The 17,360-nt window shown below is 70.2% G+C and carries 16 protein-coding genes and 2 riboswitches; of the genes, 5 read left to right on the forward strand and 11 right to left on the reverse strand.

From position 1 onward, the window contains the following. A partial coding sequence (locus tag GKQ77_RS12665) for a thioesterase family protein (protein WP_219688817.1) occupies window positions 1-720 on the reverse strand: 720 nt, incomplete at its 3' end. A gap of 76 nt (window positions 721-796) precedes the next feature. Next, complete coding sequence (locus GKQ77_RS12670) at window positions 797-1,471, reverse strand: trimeric intracellular cation channel family protein (RefSeq protein WP_219688818.1); 675 nt, start codon at window positions 1,469-1,471, stop codon at window positions 797-799. A 183-nt stretch (window positions 1,472-1,654) separates the two neighbouring features. On the opposite strand from GKQ77_RS12670, the gene GKQ77_RS12675 reads away from it, so the two are divergent. Further along, window positions 1,655-1,858 (forward strand): hypothetical protein, encoded by a 204-nt coding sequence (locus tag GKQ77_RS12675; RefSeq protein ID WP_219688819.1) that lies wholly within the window; start codon window positions 1,655-1,657, stop codon window positions 1,856-1,858. 58 nt (window positions 1,859-1,916) lie between these two features. On the opposite strand, the gene GKQ77_RS12680 is transcribed toward GKQ77_RS12675, so the two are convergent. The 8 genes from GKQ77_RS12680 to GKQ77_RS12715 form a co-directional block, all read right to left on the reverse strand. Further along, entirely contained in the window at window positions 1,917-3,104 is a 1,188-nt protein-coding gene (locus GKQ77_RS12680) for an ABC transporter ATP-binding protein (RefSeq protein ID WP_219688820.1), read from the reverse strand. A gap of 44 nt (window positions 3,105-3,148) precedes the next feature. Further along, window positions 3,149-4,246: an ABC transporter ATP-binding protein gene (locus GKQ77_RS12685; protein WP_219688821.1), complete on the reverse strand. Its 1,098-nt coding sequence runs from the start codon at window positions 4,244-4,246 to the stop codon at window positions 3,149-3,151. Then, the gene (locus GKQ77_RS12690; protein WP_219688822.1) at window positions 4,243-5,244 is read right to left on the reverse strand and encodes an ABC transporter permease; all 1,002 of its coding nucleotides are present in this window, start codon (window positions 5,242-5,244) and stop codon (window positions 4,243-4,245) included. The genes GKQ77_RS12685 and GKQ77_RS12690 overlap by 4 nt, the downstream gene beginning before the upstream one ends. 129 nt (window positions 5,245-5,373) lie before the next feature. Next, window positions 5,374-7,128, reverse strand: coding sequence for an ABC transporter substrate-binding protein (locus tag GKQ77_RS12695; protein WP_219688823.1), 1,755 nt, complete (start codon window positions 7,126-7,128; stop codon window positions 5,374-5,376). 102 nt (window positions 7,129-7,230) lie between these two features. Beyond that, window positions 7,231-8,235, reverse strand: a complete 1,005-nt coding sequence (locus GKQ77_RS12700) for an ABC transporter permease (RefSeq protein ID WP_219688824.1) — start codon at window positions 8,233-8,235, stop codon at window positions 7,231-7,233. 328 nt (window positions 8,236-8,563) lie between these two features. Then, window positions 8,564-9,337, reverse strand: coding sequence for an enhanced serine sensitivity protein SseB C-terminal domain-containing protein (locus tag GKQ77_RS12705; protein ID WP_219688825.1), 774 nt, complete (start codon window positions 9,335-9,337; stop codon window positions 8,564-8,566). A 154-nt stretch (window positions 9,338-9,491) separates the two neighbouring features. Then, window positions 9,492-10,271 (reverse strand): enhanced serine sensitivity protein SseB, encoded by a 780-nt coding sequence (locus tag GKQ77_RS12710; RefSeq protein WP_219688826.1) that lies wholly within the window; start codon window positions 10,269-10,271, stop codon window positions 9,492-9,494. 76 nt (window positions 10,272-10,347) lie between these two features. Further along, entirely contained in the window at window positions 10,348-11,043 is a 696-nt protein-coding gene (locus GKQ77_RS12715) for an AAA family ATPase (protein ID WP_219688832.1), read from the reverse strand. Window positions 11,044-11,174: 131 nt separating this feature from the next. Continuing rightward, a riboswitch (glycine riboswitch) is annotated at window positions 11,175-11,278 on the forward strand. Continuing rightward, window positions 11,279-11,394: riboswitch (glycine riboswitch) on the forward strand. 35 nt (window positions 11,395-11,429) lie between these two features. Here GKQ77_RS12715 and gcvT point away from each other — a divergent pair. The 4 genes from gcvT (at window position 11,430) to GKQ77_RS12735 (ending at window position 15,800) form a co-directional block, all read left to right on the forward strand. Next, window positions 11,430-12,563, forward strand: coding sequence for a glycine cleavage system aminomethyltransferase GcvT (gene gcvT / locus GKQ77_RS12720; RefSeq protein ID WP_219688827.1), 1,134 nt, complete (start codon window positions 11,430-11,432; stop codon window positions 12,561-12,563). A gap of 58 nt (window positions 12,564-12,621) precedes the next feature. Then, the gene (gene gcvH / locus GKQ77_RS12725; protein WP_219688828.1) at window positions 12,622-12,999 is read left to right on the forward strand and encodes a glycine cleavage system protein GcvH; all 378 of its coding nucleotides are present in this window, start codon (window positions 12,622-12,624) and stop codon (window positions 12,997-12,999) included. Between the two features lie 11 nt (window positions 13,000-13,010). Then, window positions 13,011-14,270 carry a serine hydroxymethyltransferase gene (gene glyA, locus GKQ77_RS12730; RefSeq protein ID WP_219688829.1) on the forward strand — a complete coding sequence of 420 codons (1,260 nt, stop codon included), beginning with the start codon at window positions 13,011-13,013 and terminating at the stop codon, window positions 14,268-14,270. A gap of 159 nt (window positions 14,271-14,429) precedes the next feature. Then, a complete protein-coding gene (locus GKQ77_RS12735) occupies window positions 14,430-15,800 on the forward strand; it encodes an L-serine ammonia-lyase (RefSeq protein ID WP_219688830.1) in 1,371 nt (456 codons plus the stop codon). Between the two features lie 36 nt (window positions 15,801-15,836). Here GKQ77_RS12735 and GKQ77_RS12740 read toward each other — a convergent pair. Beyond that, window positions 15,837-17,360, reverse strand: a 1,524-nt coding sequence (locus GKQ77_RS12740; RefSeq protein WP_219688831.1) for an alpha/beta hydrolase, incomplete at its 5' end; no start/stop codon positions are given.

Below are 17,360 nucleotides of genomic sequence, written 5' to 3' on the forward strand. Positions count from 1 at the left end.
GACGTGCACCGTCAGCTCCACGGTGGGCACCCACCCGGTCAGGCCCATCTCGAACGCGGTCGGCGGCAGCGCGTCCACCGCGAGCAGCAGCGACAGCGGGTCGGCGTCGCGGCCGTCCGCGAGGCCGAACCAGGCGCGCATCTCGCCCTTGCCCGAGGGCTGCCCGAGCGCCCAGCCGAGCGTGGCGGGGTCGAGCTTGAGGAAGAGGCGGTCGGCGATGGCGGAACTGCCGGGCACCGGGCGGTGGTCGGGAGCGTCCTGGGCGCCGAAGCACTGGTCGAGCGGAGGGATCGCGGGCGGCTGAGCGGTCGTGCGGACGTCGTCGGGGAGCGCGTCGAGATCTCCGTACGAGGCGAGCACGCGGATCCGCTCGATCTCGCGGCCCTCCTCGTCGTACTGGAAGAGGGAGGCCTGTCCGGTGGAGAGGGAACGGCCGCCGCGCACCACGTCCGTGCGGATCACGGCGGGCCCCGGGCTCGACGCGGTGAGGTAGTGCGCGGAGATGGTGAACGGGTCGGCGTGCGGCAGGGCGTCGGCGAGGGCGCGGCCGATGACGGCCAGGAGGTAGCCGCCGTTGACCGCGCTGATGATCGTCCAGCCGGCCGAGAGTTCGGTGTCGTAGACGCCGGGCTCGCGCCGGGTGACCGCGGTGTCGCGGTCGAACTCGCTGTCGCCGATGCTCGCGGGCGCCGTTACCGGAAGGGATGCTGCCGTTGCCATGGCAGCAACGTACAACATGTAATTACTGAGCGGTAGCTTTCGGTCGGCGGAGTGGTTCCGTGCGTCGGCGGGCCCGCTACGGCGTCTCCTGGACCTCGGCCTCCATCGCCGTCGAGCGGCGGTTCCAGGCGCGTGGCGCCCGCCAGTGGTAGTGCAGCGCGAGCAGGCGCAGGACGAACGTCGTGACGACGGCGAGGGCGCTGGTGAAGGCCGTCAGCTGGTCGTAGCGGATGCACAGGGCGACCATCGTGGCGCCCACGATGGCGGGCACGGCGTACAGATCGCGGTCCCAGCGGACCAGCGAGGGCACTTCGTTGGCGACGATGTCGCGCAGCACACCGCCGCCCACCGCGGTCATCAGGCCGAGGGCGGCGGACGCGGTGAGGCCGAGGCCGTAGTCGTACGCCTTGGTCGTGCCCGCCACGCAGAAGAGGCCGAGACCCGCCGCGTCGAAGACGTTCACCGCGAGCTGGGTGCGCTCGACCTCCGGGTGGAGGAAGAAGACGAGCGCGGCGGCGAAGAGCGGGGTGATGAAGTAGCCGAGGTCGGTGAAGGCGGCGGGCGGCACCGCCCCGATGACCAGGTCGCGGAAGAGTCCGCCGCCCAGCGCGGTGACCTCGGCGAGTACGGCGATGCCGAAGACGTCGAAGTTCTTGCGCACGGCGAGCAGCGCACCGGAGATCGCGAAGACGAAGATCCCCACGATGTCGAGCGCGTGCTGGACGGAGGGCGTGAACAGATCCTGGAGCACGCGCCATTGTTACCCGGGGGCGGGGTGGGCTCTTCCCCGCCCTCGCCTCCGATTGAGGGTTTGCGGGCGTTGAGCAGGGGTTTGTGCTGCTTCCCTCGCCAAAGTCTCACAGCGAATTTCAGTGACACAGTTGAAGCGGTCAGGGCAGCGGAGACGAGTGGAACACCAGGGAGGGCCGCAGACGTGAAGTTCCTGCTGGAGGTCGACATGGGCGAGACCGCGTTCGAGGGCAAGGCCGCCGAGGAGCTGGGCCGCATCCTGCGGTACTGGGGCGGCAACCTCCGCCACTACGCGCTGACGCCCGGCGACGGGGAGAGCGTCCATGACTCCGCGTACCGGGAGGTGGGGAGCTGGCGTGTCGTCGCCGGGTCCGGCGGGGGCGCCTGAGGCGGACGTGCCGGCGGGAGGGCGCGGTGTTCCCGCGCCCTCCCGCCGGCCGGTCACGCTACTTCGCGAGCGGGTCCTGCCTGTCCGACGTCTGCTTGGCTGACGTCTGCGTGTCTGAGGACTTCCCCGCCGTCGCCGCGGGCCCAGCCGACTCCTCCGCCTTGGCGACCACCGTCACCACGTCGATCGCCTCCCTGGCGGCCGACAGCAGCTTGGTGTCCTCGGGCGCCTGGTCCTCGGCGTTCTCCGGGTGGTGGCACGCCACCTGGTGCCCCGTGGCGAGCGGAATCAGCGGCGGCTCCTTCGTCGCGCAGACCTCCGTCGCCTTCCAGCACCGCGTGTGGAACCGGCAGCCGCTCGGCGGATCGATCGGCGAGGGGACATCGCCCCGCAGCAGGATCCGCTCGCTCTTGATGCCGCGCCGCTTGGGGTCGGGCACCGGCACGGCGGAGAGCAGCGCCTTGGTGTACGGGTGCATCGGCGTGGAGTAGAGGTCCTTGCGGTCCGCCAGCTCCACGATCTTGCCGAGGTACATCACCGCGATGCGGTCCGAGACGTGCCGGATGACCGACAGGTCGTGCGCGATGATCACGTACGTGAGGCCCAGCTCGTCCTGGAGGTCGTCCAGGAGGTTGACCACCTGGGCCTGGATGGAGACGTCGAGGGCCGAGACCGGCTCGTCGGCCACCACCAGCTTGGGCCGCAGGGCCAGGGCGCGCGCGATGCCGATGCGCTGGCGCTGGCCGCCGGAGAACTCGTGCGGATAGCGGTTGTAGTGCTCGGGGCTGAGCCCGACGCGCTCCAGCATCTCCTGCACGGTCTTCTTCACGCCGCCCTCGGGCTTGACGCCCTGGAGCTTGAAGGGCGCGCCGACGATCGTGCCGATGGTGTGCCGGGGGTTCAGCGACGAGTACGGGTCCTGGAAGATCATCTGGACGTCGCGGCGGAGCGGACGCATCCGCGCGGTGTTCAGATGCGTGATGTCCGTACCCTCGAACTCGACGCGCCCGCTGGAGGGTTCGAGCAGCCGGGTGATCAGCCGGCCCATCGTCGACTTGCCGCAGCCGGACTCGCCGACCACGCCGAGCGTCTCACCGGGGCGTACATCGAAGGTGAGCCCGTCGACCGCCTGAACCGCCGCGACCTGGCGCTGGAGCAGCCCCTTCTTGATGGGGAAGTGCTTGACCAGGCCGTCGACCTTGAGCAACGGCTCGGGTGCACTCTTCGTCTGGGCCGGGCTCGTCATCTTCCGGCCCTCCGCCGTGTCTTTCGGATCCTTGGCTTCGTCGTTCACAGCTTCGGCGCAATCTCTTCGGTCCAGATCCGGGTGCGCTCGTCCTGCGCCATGTGGCAGGCGGAGTAGTGCCCGGCGCCCACCTCGCGCAGTTCGGGGCGCTCGGTGCGGGTGATCTGATCCTTGGGGATGTCCGCGTAGGGGCAGCGCGGGTTGAAGGCGCAGCCGCTCGGCAGGTTGATCAGGCTGGGCGGGGAGCCCTTGACCGGGATGAGCCGTTCGGTCTCCTCGCGGTCGATGCGGGGCATCGAGCCGAGCAGGCCCCAGGTGTAGGGGTGCTGGGGCTCGTAGAAGACCTTCTCGGCGGTGCCGCGCTCGACGCACCGGCCGCCGTACATGACCAGGAGTTCGTCGGCCATCTCGGCGACCACGCCCAGGTCGTGCGTGATCATGATGACGGCGGAGCCGAACTCCTTCTGCAGATCCCGGATGAGGTCGAGGATCTGCGCCTGGACGGTGACGTCCAGGGCGGTGGTCGGCTCGTCCGCGATGAGCAGCTCGGGGTTGTTGACCAGCGCCATGGCGATCATCGCGCGCTGGCGCATGCCGCCGGAGAACTCGTGCGGGTAGGAGTCGACGCGCTTGTCCGGCTGGGGGATCCCGACCCGGTCGAGCATCTCGACCGCGCGCTTGCGGGCGGTCTTCTTGTCGACGTTGTTGTGGACCCGGTACGCCTCGGTGATCTGCTTGCCGATGGAGTAGTACGGGTGCAGCGCGGAGAGCGGATCCTGGAAGATCATCGCCATCTCGCGGCCGCGCAGCTTGCGCACCTCGTTCGGGTCGGCGCTCAGCAGCTCCTGGCCGTTGAGCCAGATCTCGCCGGAGATCCGCGCCCTGCGGCGGCCGTACTGACCGGCGGTGTGCAGGCCGAGGATGCCGAGCGAGGTGACCGACTTGCCGGAGCCCGACTCGCCCACGATGCCGAGGGTCTTGCCCTTCTCCAGCTGGAAGCTGAGCCCGTCGACGGACTTGACCAGGCCGTCGTCGGTCGGGAAGTGCACCTTGAGGTCGCGCACCTCCAGGAAGGCGGAGGGAGCGGAAGAGGCGGCGACGGGCTCGCCCACCGCGGCCCCGCTCTTGGACAGTTCGGTCATCCCAGCCTCACTCGCGGGTCGATGACGGCGTACAGAAGGTCGACGACGAGGTTGGCGACGGCGATCGCGAGCGCCGCGCAGAGGGTGACGCCGAGAATGACGGGCAGGTCCTTGCTGCTGATGGCCTTGACCGCTTCGAGGCCGAGCCCCGGCAGGTTGAACGTGGACTCGGTGAGCACCGCACCGCCCATCAGGACGCCGAGGTCGAGTCCGAAGACGGTGAGGATCGGCGTCATCGCGGAGCGCAGGGCGTGCTTGCGGATGACGACGCCCTCGCCGAGGCCCTTGGCGCGCGCGGTGCGGATGTAGTCCTCGCCGAGGACCTCCAGCATCGTGGCGCGCGTGAGGCGGGCGTACATGGCGGCGTTGAGGAACGCGAGCACGATCCACGGCAGGATCAGCGTCTGGAACCAGACGTCGATCGAGTCCTCGGTGCTGAGGCTGTCGGCGATCTTCACCCAGCCGAGCTGGTGGACGAAGACGCCCATCGCGATCATGCCGGTGAAGAAGACGGGCAGCGAGACACCGGCGAGCGCGGTGGTCATGGCGGCGCGGTCCCAGATGGTGCCCCGGCGCAGCGCGGAGATGACGCCGGTGATGACACCACCGGCGAGCCACAGCACGCAGGCCCCGGCGGCGAGCGCGCCGGTGACGGGCAGCGCGTCCTTGAGGGTGTCCCAGACCGGCGCCTCGGTACGGAACGAGTAGCCGAAGCAGGGGGCCGGGCAGCGCGTGACGTCGCTTCCGTTGACGTAGTCACGGCCCAGCGGGATGCCCTTGATGAAGTCCCAGAACTGGACGAGCAGCGGGTCGTCGAGACCCAGCTTGATGCGGATGCCCTCGAGCTGCTCGGCACCCGATGCCTTGCCGGCGAAGAGGACCGCGATGTCCTGTCCCGCCCACCTGGGCAGCATGAAGAAGACGGTGAAGGTCGCGAGCAGTACGACCAGCACCATGATGATGACGGCGATCAGGCGCCGGATGAGATATGCAAGCACTGTGCGCGGCCCGGCGGTGGCCGGCACCCCCTCGTGAGGGGTCCCGGCCACCGCCCGGGGCCATCACCTGCCCTTCGGACTGGCGGGATTCGGCGGCGGAACGGACAACTACTGCGTCCCTGAAGGGAGTTACTTGACGACGCCGAGCGAGACGTAGTCGTAACGGCCGTTGTAGCCGTCGTTCATGTAGGCGTTGGTCAGTCGCGGTCCGCGCCAGGTGATGTTCTTCTCGTAGAGGAAGGGCATCCAGTCGGCGTTGTCGAGGATCCGCTTGTCGAGCTGCTTGTAGATCTCACCAGCCTTGGCCGGGTCGGTCTCGGCGATCGCCTTGTCGAAGAGCGCGTCGACCTTCTTGTCCTTGATCTGCGACTCGTTGTAGTTGCCGTTCTGGATCAGGAAACGGCTGTCGAACAGCGGCTGCGCGTAACCCTGGCCGGAGGGGAAGTCCGGGCCCCAGCCGCTCATCTGCATGCTGTAGCCGCGCTTCTTCACCACGGACGGCGAGCCGGTGATGGCAGCGGAGTCGGCGCCGTCCAGGGACTCGACGCTGACGTCGATGCCGACCTTCAGCAGCTGCGCCTGGAGCGCCTCGGCGGCGTCGACCTCACCCGGGTTGTTGTTGCGGGCGGTCAGCTTGGCCTTGAAGCCGTCCGGCTTGCCGCACTTCTTCAGCTCTTCCTTGGCCTTGGCGACGTCCGGCTTGCCCTTGCGCTTCAGCACGCCGTACGGGTCGTAGTCGCTGTGGCCCGGAATCGCCTTGGGGAACGTGCTGTTGGCGATCTCACCGGCCGCGACCTTGCCGCCGCGGGTCCGCTGGAGGCCCTCGAAGTCCGTGCCGTAGAAGACCGCCTTGCGGCAGTGCACGTTGTCGAAGGGCTTCGCCGTGTGGATCAGGGCGACGTAGCGCACGAAGGCCGTGTGCATGTTGTCGACGCTGTCGCGGTGCTTGGAGACGGCGGTGACGCGGCCGGACTGGGTCATGCCCGTGCCGTTGATGTCGACGTCGTAGTCGCCCGCCATCAGCCTCTTGTCGTTCTCCTCCAGGTTGGCGGAGAACGTCACGTCGATCTTGTCGGGCAGCGCCGCGCGGATCGGGTCCGAGGACTTCTTCCACTTGTCGTTGCGGACGAGCACGATCTTCTTGCCGGACTTGTACGTCTGGAACTTGTACGGGCCCGAGGAGAACGGCCGCGCGGTGTACTTCGCCTTGGTGTCCTTGGCCTGCTTCACCGGCGAACCGGTCGGCATGGCGAGGAACTGCTCGAAGTCACCGTTGCGCTTGGGCAGTTTGAAGATGATGGTCTTGTCGTCGGGCGTCTCGATCGCCTTCAGACCGCCCTTGTCCTTGTACGGGCCCTTGTACTTGGAGTCCGGGTCGAGCGCCTGCCTGATGTAGCCCGGACCGCCGGTGATGGTGTCCGTCGCCCAGGAGCGCTGGATGCCGTACTTGATGTCCTTGGAGGTCAGCGCGGAGCCGTCCTCCCAGGTAAGGCCGTCACGCAGCTTGTACGTGTAGGTCTTGCCGTCGTCCGAGATCTTCGCGGTGGACGTGGCGAGGTCGGGGACCAGCTTCGTGCCCGCCTTGCCCGGCTTGGTGTCGTAGGTCACCAGCTGGCGGGTGTAGAAGCGCATGAAGTCCCACGTCATGCCGTAGTACGAGCGCTGGGGGTCGGCGGAGTCGAGGTCCTGCTTGCCGACCATCTTCAGCGTGCCCCCCTTCTTCTTCGAGGGGTTGGCGACCTTGTTCAGCGCCGCGTTGTAGCCGGCACCCTTCGAGTCACCGTCACCACCGTCACCGCCGCCGCACGCCGTGGTGGTCACCAGTGCCGCGACGACGAGGGCCGCACCGCTGGTGAGCCGTCGTTTCGAGGAAACTGTGGGCATTTTCTCGTAACCTCCGAGATTCGCGGTCCCTGGCCTTGAGCTGCCGGAGAACCATGGGTGGAGCCACCTGACATGCGGCAGGGGCAAGCCGGTTGGGGACTTCTAGCGCGTCCCCTTCGGGTCGAGCGCGTCACGCAGCCCGTCGCCGAAGAGGTTGAAGGCAAGGACGGTGATGAAGATCGTCACGCCGGGGAAGACCATGAACATCGGGTCGTGCTCGTACGTCTCGAGCGCGTCGCGCAGCATGCCTCCCCAGGAGGCCGTCGGCGGCTTCACACCGGCGCCGAGGAAGCTCAGCGCCGCCTCCGTGAGGATGTTGGTCGGGATCATCAGCGTGGCGTAGACGGTGATGGGGGCGACCAGGTTGGGCAGCAGCTCGCGGAAGAGGATGTGGCGCCGGCCGCCGCCGAGGCTGCGGGCCGCCTCGACGTACTCGCGCTCACGCAGCGAGAGCGTCTGGCCGCGGACGATCCGGCCGACGTAGGGCCAGCCGAAGAATCCGATCACCAGGACGAGGATGCCGACGCGTACGCCGCTGCCGGTGAGGCCGAGCAGGTCGTCCGGCAGGACCGAGACCAGGGAGATGATGAAGAGCAGCTGCGGGAACGAGAGCAGTACGTCCATCACACGGCTGATCAGCGCGTCGACCCAGCCGCCGAAGTAGCCCGCGATGATGCCGAAGAGCGTGCCGAGGGCGACGGCGACCATGGCGGCGAGGAACGCCACGAGCAGTGAGATGCGTGCTCCGTAGACGATCCGGCTGAAGATGTCGCGGCCCTTGTTGGGCTCGACGCCGAAGAGGAAGTCGCTGCTGACACCGCCGAGCGCGCCCTTGGGGAGGTTGGTCAGCTCGTCCAGCTCTTCCTGGTGGAAGTCGTTGGGCGGGTGGCCCAGCAGACTCACGATCAGGGGCGCGAAGACGGCGACCAGAATGAGGAACAGCACGACGAAGGCGCCGCCGAGGGCGACCTTGTCCTGCTTCAGCCGGTTCCAGGCGATCTGCTTGAGGGACCGGCCCTCGACCTTCTTCACCCCTGCATCAGCTGCGGGGGCGACGTCCTCGGTCGGGTCCGCGTCCGCAGGTGTGTCATGCAATGGTGCCGTCATCGTGGCAGGGACCCCTCTCAACCGGTGGTGACCGGCCCGCACTTGCCGCTGTAGCGACGTGATCAGTCCGTCGTACACAGGGGACGAAGGCCCCTGGAGCGGGAGTCTTCATCCACGTCGCGATCTGTTACCAGACTTGACGGGGAATGGATGCGCAACCGTGATGCTGATCGAGGTGTTCCGTTATGCGGACACGGGTGAACGAGGGTCGAACACGGGGCAGTTGGGGTGCAAGGCTTCACGGGGGCCTATAGGGCCCCACCCACATCAGAACGGACATCGCGTCCGTTCGCGCTGTTCAGTACCGCCCGGTGGCGCCGCGCAACGCTCAGTACTGCGCGGGGTAGCCGTATCCGCCCGCCGGGGCGGGGGCCGCCTGGGGCTCGCGGTCGTAGAACGGGCGGGCGTTGGCGCGCAGCCACATGGCGACCGGGTCGTAATCGTCGGACATCGCGACGGTCGAGACGGGCAGCCCCTCCGGGACGGCCGCGATGGACTGCTGCATCATCGCCCGCACCGCGTCGACCGACGGCGGCGAGGTGTCGTAGACGTCGAGGCCGATGGCCAGATAGGGCGCGCCGAGGACGGGCTGCACCCAGGCGCGGCGCAGGGAGCGCACCACGGGCGTGCGGTGCGCGTTCTGCGTCAGCAGGGCGTAGAACTGGGGGATCTCGATGCTCGGCTCGGTGAGCCTGAGGGGTCCGGCGGGCAGCAGGTCGAGGCCGGTGGCGATGCGGCGCAGGTCGAGCCAGGGGATGCCGACGCCGCCGCCGGGGGCGTGCGGGTTGAGCCACAGGCCGTAGTGGTCGGGGTAGAGGGTGCGGGCGACGTCGACGCCGCGCACCACCTCATAGCTGCGGTTCCAGCCGCTGGCGGACAGCTCCTGGGCGGAGGTCACGCAGGGCGCGTAGCCGAGGCCGTCGACCTCCATGTTCCCGTACTGGGCGTCGGGGGAGCCGGCCTGGCCGTGCCAGAGCAGCATCCACACCTGGTCGGCGGCGAGGGCGCGCAGCAGTGCCTCGTACGCGTCGTAACGCCCCGGCGTCACCTGGCGCAGCGTCTGCTCCACCTGTCCGGCCGCGGCCGTGCCCGACGCACTCACCCGTAACCGCTCCTTCGCTTCGCACCCGGGTCCCCGGGAACCCCGTCGCCCGGCACGGATGTGCCCCGGCCGGTTCATGGAACCAGCTTAAGCGGCGATCCTGGCACGGACTTGACGTACGACACCTCGGGCCGCGCGGGGAGCCGTACCGCTCTCAGACCTGGCGCTGGTAGAACGGCCGCACCTTCGCGCGCAGCCAGTCGCCGACCGGGTCCTGCGCCACGTCGAGCAGGACGAGGTTCACCGGCCATGGCACCGGCACCTGGCCGAGGGCGCGGCCCAGGGCCTCCATGGGCAGGTCGCGGGCGGCGCCTTCCCAGGCGGCCAGCTCGACGCCGACGAAGAGGGTGGGGTCGTCGGTCTCGACGGCGGCCAGGCAGCGCCGCGCGGTGAGCACGACGCCGGTCGTCTCGAACTCCCTGCCCGCCGCGGCGAGGAAGTCCACGGGGTCCTCCTGCCAGTCCGGCTCGAACAGGCGCACGCGCCCGCCGGTGGAGGGCCCGTCCAGCGGGGTCCGCCCGGCCCGGCACAGCTCGGCGACGGCGGGCGGCGGCAGGGGGACACCGACGGTGCCGTCCGGGTTCAGGGCGATGCCGAGCTGCGGGGGGAGGCCGCGCGCGAACTCCACCGCGGGCGCGGCCGTGCGGCCCATCAGGTCGGCGGCCTCGCCGAGGGCCTGGCGCAGCTGCTGCTCGGAGGTGAAGACGGGGACGTACGCCTGTCCGTCGATCTCCAGGGTGGGCAGGTCGAGGGTGCCGCTCTCGGGGCCGCCGCCGTTCGGCAGCGGGATCCATATCCGGCTGCGGCCGAGAACCTCCACGATCCGGGCGCCCGCCGACGCGGGGGCGCCGAGGGAGGCCGCGAGGACCTCCTCCAGTTCGTTGCCCGGCCATCCGCCGTACGGATGGGCGTGTGCCTGCGCCGGAAAGTCCATCTGTCCCAACCCCTGATCGCTCCCGCTCTGTCTGCCGCTGAACCCTAACGTCGGCCGTCCTCGGCGGTCGAAGGCGCTACCCCCGGCGGTCGAAGGCGATCCCCCGCAGCACCTGCGCCGCCGCGCGGTCCAGGAGCACCGCCGAGCCGCAGCCGCGCGGCAGGTGGCCGCGCTCGGCGGCGCCGACCAGCCGCCCGACGGTTCTGCGGTGGCGCGCGAACGCGTACCGCGACACGCCCCGGCCGCGCTCGCGCTGGCCCGCCAACGCGGTGTCGGCCGGGACGTCGAGCAGGAGCAGATGCAGCGTCCTGCCGCGCCGGGCCGCCTCGCGGGCGAGCCAGCGGCGCACCCAGGGCTGGGTGCCGCAGTCGTGCACGACGACGCCGACGCCGGAGCGCAGGACGCGGCGCAGGCTCGCGTAGTGCGCGAGGCGCACCAGGGGGCGGTAGAGCGCGTACGGCAGCAGCCGGGGCATACGGCGGGCCCAGCGGTCGCGGGTGTCCTGGGAGTCGATGCGGGGGCCCGTGACGGCCTGCCGCATCAGCGTCGACTTCCCGCCGCCGGGCAGCCCGGAGACGACGACCAGGTCGCCCTCGTGGAAGTGGAGGCGGTGGGGGCTGCGCCCGGCCCGGTGCCGCAGGTCCCGGACGACGGCGACGGGGAGCCGGCCGCACTCCTCCCGGAGCGGGGCGGCGGCCTGCCCGGGCAGCGCCACCCCCGTGGTCGTGGCGTAGACACTCGTCCTGCTGCGCACCGTGATCGGCCTCCCCATAGCGGTCACGTACTGCTTTCCCCGGCAAGTGTAAAGAGAAGGTAATGCGGCACAAGGGGATTACTCGACCATGAGTCCCCCTCGTCCACCTCGCGTGCAATGATGTGCGCGCCAACTCCATACCGGCCGTTTGAATCCGCGCGGGAGAGTTCCCGGACCAGCACCTACGGGTCCGGGGCGCCGAAGGAGCAAGTCCCTCCCTTGAATCTCTCAGGCCCCGTACCGCGCGGGCGAGGCACATCTGAAAAGCGAGCCGACACCCGTCGGCTCCACCCAAGGTGCAAGCCGTGACTCTCGCAGGTCGAGCCGGTCACGGCGAACCTCTCAGGTTCCGATGACAGATGGGGAGGATCGACCTCGCCCGTCACGCCCTGGGAGTTCCCTTCATGAGCACTGCCCCCCGTCTGACCTCCCTCGATGCCGTGCATCGAGCGCTCGGCGCGACCATGACCGATTTCGCGGGCTGGGACATGCCGCTGCGGTACGGCAGCGAGCGCGACGAGCACAACGCCGTGCGCACCACGGCCGGCCTCTTCGACCTCTCCCACATGGGCGAGATCACCGTCACCGGCCCCGACGCCGTGGACTTCCTCAACTTCTCGCTGGTCGGCAACATCGGCTCCGTCGGTGTCGGCCGCGCCCGGTACACGATGATCGTCGCCGAGGACGGCGGCATCCTGGACGACCTGATCGTCTACCGCCTGGGCGAGGCCGAGGCCCCCGAGTACATGGTCGTCGCCAACGCCTCGAACGCGCAGGTGGTGCTCGACGCGCTGACCGCCCGCGCCGACGGCTTCGACGTCGAGGTCCGCGACGACCGCGACGCGTACGCGCTGCTCGCCGTCCAGGGCCCCGAGTCCCCCGCCATCCTGAAGTCGCTCACCGACGCCGACCTGGACGGCCTGAAGTACTACGCGGGCCTGCCCGGCACCGTCGCGGGCGTCCCCGCGCTGATCGCCCGCACGGGCTACACCGGCGAGGACGGCTTCGAGCTGTTCGTCGCCCCCGGTGACGCGGAGAAGCTGTGGGGCGCGCTGATGGAGGCGGGCACGCCCGTCGGCATGGTCCCGGCGGGCCTCTCCTGCCGTGACACGCTGCGCCTGGAGGCGGGCATGCCGCTGTACGGGCACGAGCTGACCGCCGGCCTTACGCCGTTCGACGCGGGGCTCGGGCGGGTCGTGAAGTTCGAGAAGACCTCGCGGTCGGAGGATTTCGTGGGCCGTGCCGCGCTCGCGGCCGCCGCCGAGCGCGCCGAGTCCGCCCCGCCCCGCAAGCTCGTCGGCCTGATCGCCTCGGGCCGCCGCGTCCCGCGCGCGGGCTTCTCCGTGGTCGCGGACGGCAAGGTCATCGGCGAGGTCACCTCCGGCGCCCCGTCCCCGACGCTGGGCAAGCCGATCGCGATGGCGTACGTCGACGCGGAGCACGCCGCCCCGGGCACGCCCGGCGTGGGCGTGGACATCCGTGGTACCCACGAGCCGTACGAGGTCGTGGCGCTGCCGTTCTACAAGCGCCAGAAGTGACCCCCCGCACATCTTCCCCGTTCCGCAGCACCCACCCGCGTACAGGAGAATTCAGGTCATGAGCAACCCCCAGCAGCTGCGTTACAGCAAGGAGCACGAGTGGCTGTCGGCCGCCGAGGAAGGCGTCTCGACGGTCGGCATCACGGAGCACGCGGCCAACGCGCTCGGTGACGTCGTCTTCGTGCAGCTTCCGGAGGTCGGTGACACGGTGACCGCGGGCGAGACCTGCGGCGAGCTGGAGTCGACCAAGTCGGTCAGCGACCTGTACTCCCCGGTGTCCGGCGAGGTCGTCGAGGCCAACCAGGACGTCGTGGACGACCCCTCGCTGGTGAACTCCGCGCCGTTCGAGGGCGGTTGGCTCTTCAAGGTCCGGATCACGGACGAGCCGGGCGACCTGCTCTCCGCGGACGAGTACACCGAGTTCTCCGGCAGCTAAGGATCTCCCCGATGTCGCTTCTGAACACCCCTCTCCACGAGCTGGACCCGGACGTCGCCGCCGCCGTCGACGCCGAGCTGCACCGCCAGCAGTCGACCCTGGAAATGATCGCCTCGGAGAACTTCGCTCCGGTCGCCGTCATGGAGGCCCAGGGCACCGTCCTCACCAACAAGTACGCCGAGGGCTACCCCGGCCGCCGCTACTACGGCGGCTGCGAGCACGTGGACGTGACCGAGCAGATCGCGATCGACCGGGTCAAGGACCTGTTCGGCGCCGAGTACGCCAACGTCCAGCCGCACTCCGGCGCCTCCGCCAACCAGGCCGCCCTCTTCGCCATCGCCAAGCCCGGCGACACGATCCTCGGCCTGGACCTGGCGCACGGCGGCCACCTCACCCACGGCATGCGCCTGAACTTCTCCGGCAAGCAGTTCAACGTGGTCCCGTACCACGTGGACGAGGCCGGTCTGGTCGACATGGCCGAGGTCGAGCGCCTGGCCAAGGAGAACAGCCCGAAGGTGATCATCGCGGGCTGGTCCGCCTACCCGCGCCAGCTGGACTTCGCCGAGTTCCGCCGGATCGCCGACGAGGTCGGCGCGCACCTGTGGGTCGACATGGCGCACTTCGCCGGGCTCGTCGCCGCCGGTCTGCACCCGAACCCGGTGCCGTACGCGGACGTGGTGACCTCCACCACGCACAAGACGCTCGGCGGCCCGCGCGGCGGCATCATCCTGGCGCGCAACAAGGACTTCGCGAAGAAGCTGAACTCCGCGGTCTTCCCCGGCTTCCAGGGCGGCCCCCTTGAGCACGTGATCGCCGCCAAGGCGGTCTCCTTCAAGGTCGCGGCGTCGGAGGAGTTCAAGGAGCGCCAGCAGCGCACCCTGGACGGCGCCCGCATCCTGGCCGAGCGCCTGGTCCAGGACGACGCCAAGGCCGTCGGCGTCGACGTCCTGTCGGGCGGCACCGACGTGCACCTGGTCCTGGTGGACCTGCGCAACAGCGAGCTGGACGGGCAGCAGGCCGAGGACCGCCTCCACGAGGTCGGCATCACGGTCAACCGCAACGCGATCCCGAACGACCCGCGCCCCCCGATGGTCACCTCGGGCCTGCGGATCGGCACCCCGGCGCTCGCCACGCGCGGCTTCCAGGAGGACGACTTCCGCGAGGTCGCCGACATCATCGCCGAGGCCCTGAAGCCCGGCTTCGACGCGGACGCCCTCAAGGCACGGGTCTCGGCACTGGCGGACAAGCACCCGCTGTACCCCAACCTGTAGCCATTTCGTACGCTTTCCCTCGTACGAAACTTCGGGGCACCGCGCACACTGGAAGTGAACACAGTGAGTGCGGTGCCCCGGCTCATGCCCGGCTCACGCCCTGCTTTCTGCACCATCCCGGCAGACGACGGCGTCTACCAACCACCATTGGAGTTTTCCGTGGCCATCTCGGTCTTCGACCTGTTCTCGATCGGCATCGGCCCGTCCAGCTCCCACACGGTCGGCCCGATGCGCGCCGCTCGCATGTTCGCGAGCCGCCTCAAGAACGAGGGCCTTATGGCCCACACCACCGCGATACGGGCCGAGCTGTACGGCTCGCTCGGCGCGACCGGCCACGGCCACGGCACCCCGAAGGCCGTCCTGCTCGGCCTGGAGGGCGAGTCACCGCGCACGGTGAACGTGGAGAGCGCCGACGACCGTGTCGAGGAGATCAGGAGCAGCGGCCGCCTGAACCTGCTCGGTGCGCACGAGATCGCCTTCGACTTCGACGAGGACCTGGTCCTGCACCGCCGCAAGGCCCTGCCCTACCACGCCAACGGCATGACGATCTTCGCGTACGACCGTGAGGGCGCCCTCGTCCTGGAGAAGACGTACTACTCCGTGGGCGGCGGCTTCGTCGTCGACGAGGACGCAGTCCAGGGCGAGAGCCCGATCGTGCCGGACGACACGGTGTTGAAGTACCCCTTCCGCACCGGTGACGAGCTGCTCCGGCTCGCCAAGGAGACCGGCCTCTCCATCTCCGCGATGATGCTGGAGAACGAGAAGGCCTGGCGCACGGAGGAGGAGATCCGCGAGGGCCTTCTCGACATCTGGCGCGTCATGCAGGCGTGCGTCTCCCGCGGCATGTCCCGCGAGGGCATCCTGCCGGGCGGCCTCAAGGTCCGCCGCCGCGCCGCCAACTCGGCCCGCCAGCTGCGCGCCGAGGGCGACCCGCAGGCCCGCGCGATGGAGTGGATCACGCTCTACGCCATGGCCGTGAACGAGGAAAACGCGGCGGGCGGCCGCGTGGTGACCGCCCCGACGAACGGCGCCGCGGGCATCATCCCGGCCGTCCTGCACTACTACATGAACTTCGTCCCCGGAGCCGACGAGGAGGGCGTGGTCCGCTTCCTGCTCGCCGCGGGCGCGATCGGCATGCTCTTCAAGGAGAACGCCTCCATCTCCGGCGCCGAGGTCGGCTGCCAGGGCGAGGTCGGCTCGGCCTGCTCGATGGCGGCCGGCGCGCTCGCCGAGGTCCTCGGCTGCTCCCCCGAGCAGGTGGAGAACGCCGCCGAGATCGGCATGGAGCACAACCTCGGGCTGACCTGCGACCCGGTCGGCGGGCTCGTCCAGATCCCGTGCATCGAGCGCAACGGCATGGCGGCCGTGAAGGCCGTGACCGCGGCGAAGATGGCGATGCGGGGCGACGGCTCCCACAAGGTCTCCCTCGACAAGGTCATCAAGACCATGAAGGAGACGGGCGCGGACATGAGCGTCAAGTACAAGGAGACCGCGCGGGGCGGGCTCGCGGTGAACATCATCGAGTGCTGAGGCCGGGGCGCGGCCGCTCGCGCCGCGCCGCTTCCCTCAGCACGTGGTGTCGGGACGGATCCGCCTGAGGTCGATGAGGTAGTCGTCCACCGCGTCCGTGACGCAGGCGTCGCCACGGCCGTACGCGGTGTGGCCCACGCCCTCGTAGGTGAGCAGCATGCCGCCGGGGAACTGGCCGGCGAGGCTGTCGGCCTCCTCGTACGGCGTCGCCGGGTCGCCGGTGGTGCCCACGACAAGGACCGGCGGGACGCCCTCGGCGCGGACGCGGTGCGGGCGCTCGGCCCCGGCGGGCCAGTCCTTGCAGACCAGTTCGTCGACGACGCTCGACGTGCCGTAGCGGCCCGCGGTCTTTCCGGCGGCGGCGAGAGCGTCCCAGTAGGGGCGGGCGCCGCGCGGGTGCGGGATGTCGAGGCAGCTGACGGCGAGAAGGGCCTCGTCCTCGTTGTCGGGGTTGTCGGTGTTGTCGGCGTCGCGTGCGCCCTGGCGGGCCTCCGGGCGGGCCGTGCCCTCCGGCGCCTCGTCGCCCTCCGCCAGCTCGGCGAGGCCCGTGGCGTCGCCGTCGGCGGCCTCGGTCAGCGCCTCGGAGAGGGGTTCCCAGTCGTCCTCCGGGGTGTACATCGCGGCGGTCACGACATCGAGCAGGGTCCGGGCGTCGACCTCGTACGCCGTTTCGTCGCTGACCGGCAGCGGCTCGCGCGCCGCCTCCTCGTACAACTCCTCGATCAGGCCCGATATCTCCTCCGGGGTCGCACCGGGGCAGCCCTCCCCCACGATGTCCGCGCAGGACTCGGCGTACTCCGCGACGGCTCGGCGGAAGCCCTTGCCCTGGCTGATGGCCCGCTCCGACCAGTCCAGGGACGGGTCGACGGCACCGTCGAGCGCCAGCGCGCGGACGCGGCGCGGGAACTGTTCGGCGTACGAGGTGCCGAGGCTCGTGCCGTACGACCAGCCGAGGTAGGTCAGCTTCCGGTCGTCGAGGGCCGCCCGCAGGACGTCCAGGTCGCGGGCCGCGTCCTCGGTGCCGACCTGGCGCAGGACGGCGCCGCTGCCCTTCACGCACGCCTCGGCCTCGGCGTGTGCCACGGCGAGGGCCCGGTCGCGCTCGTCACGGGTCCTCGGGGTGATGGGGTCCGGAGTGTCGTCCTGTCCGCCCTCGTCGTCGGGCTCCGCGCACTTCACTGCGGGACGGCTGCCGCCCACGCCCCGGGGGTCGAAGGAGACGATGTCGAAACGGGCGCGCAGCTCGGCGGAGAACACCTCGCCGTTGTCCGAGGCGAGATCGCTCACGCCGGAGACGCCCGGGCCGCCGGGGTTGTAGACGAGCGAGCCGATGCGCTCGGCCGGTTCGGCCGTGGCCGCCTTCGCCACCGGCAGCACGAAGGTCTCGCCGTTCCCGGGGTGGGCGTAGTCGCGGGGCACGGTGAGGCGGGCGCAGCGCAGGTCGCCGCAGGGGCGCCAGGTCAGCTTCTGCCCGTAGAAACGTTTCAGCTCGGGCCGCGCCGCGGGGTCGGCGCGGACACCGGCCGCCTTGTCCCCGTCCGTGCCCGTCCCGCCTCCCGC

This window comes from Streptomyces anatolicus (assembly GCF_019400875.1).
GTDB classification, from domain to species: Bacteria; Actinomycetota; Actinomycetes; order Streptomycetales; family Streptomycetaceae; genus Streptomyces; species Streptomyces anatolicus.

Coding starts and splice junctions, on each gene's coding strand:
- GKQ77_RS12685 (WP_219688821.1), bottom strand. CDS start 4,246: ATGACCGAACTGTCCAAGAGCGGGGCCGCGGTGGGCGAGCCCGTCGCC.
- GKQ77_RS12715 (WP_219688832.1), bottom strand. CDS start 11,043: ATGGGGAGGCCGATCACGGTGCGCAGCAGGACGAGTGTCTACGCCACG.
- GKQ77_RS12695 (WP_219688823.1), bottom strand. CDS start 7,128: ATGCCCACAGTTTCCTCGAAACGACGGCTCACCAGCGGTGCGGCCCTC.
- glyA (WP_219688829.1), top strand. CDS start 13,011: ATGTCGCTTCTGAACACCCCTCTCCACGAGCTGGACCCGGACGTCGCC.
- GKQ77_RS12680 (WP_219688820.1), bottom strand. CDS start 3,104: ATGACGAGCCCGGCCCAGACGAAGAGTGCACCCGAGCCGTTGCTCAAG.
- gcvT (WP_219688827.1), top strand. CDS start 11,430: ATGAGCACTGCCCCCCGTCTGACCTCCCTCGATGCCGTGCATCGAGCG.
- GKQ77_RS12700 (WP_219688824.1), bottom strand. CDS start 8,235: ATGACGGCACCATTGCATGACACACCTGCGGACGCGGACCCGACCGAG.
- GKQ77_RS12710 (WP_219688826.1), bottom strand. CDS start 10,271: ATGGACTTTCCGGCGCAGGCACACGCCCATCCGTACGGCGGATGGCCG.
- gcvH (WP_219688828.1), top strand. CDS start 12,622: ATGAGCAACCCCCAGCAGCTGCGTTACAGCAAGGAGCACGAGTGGCTG.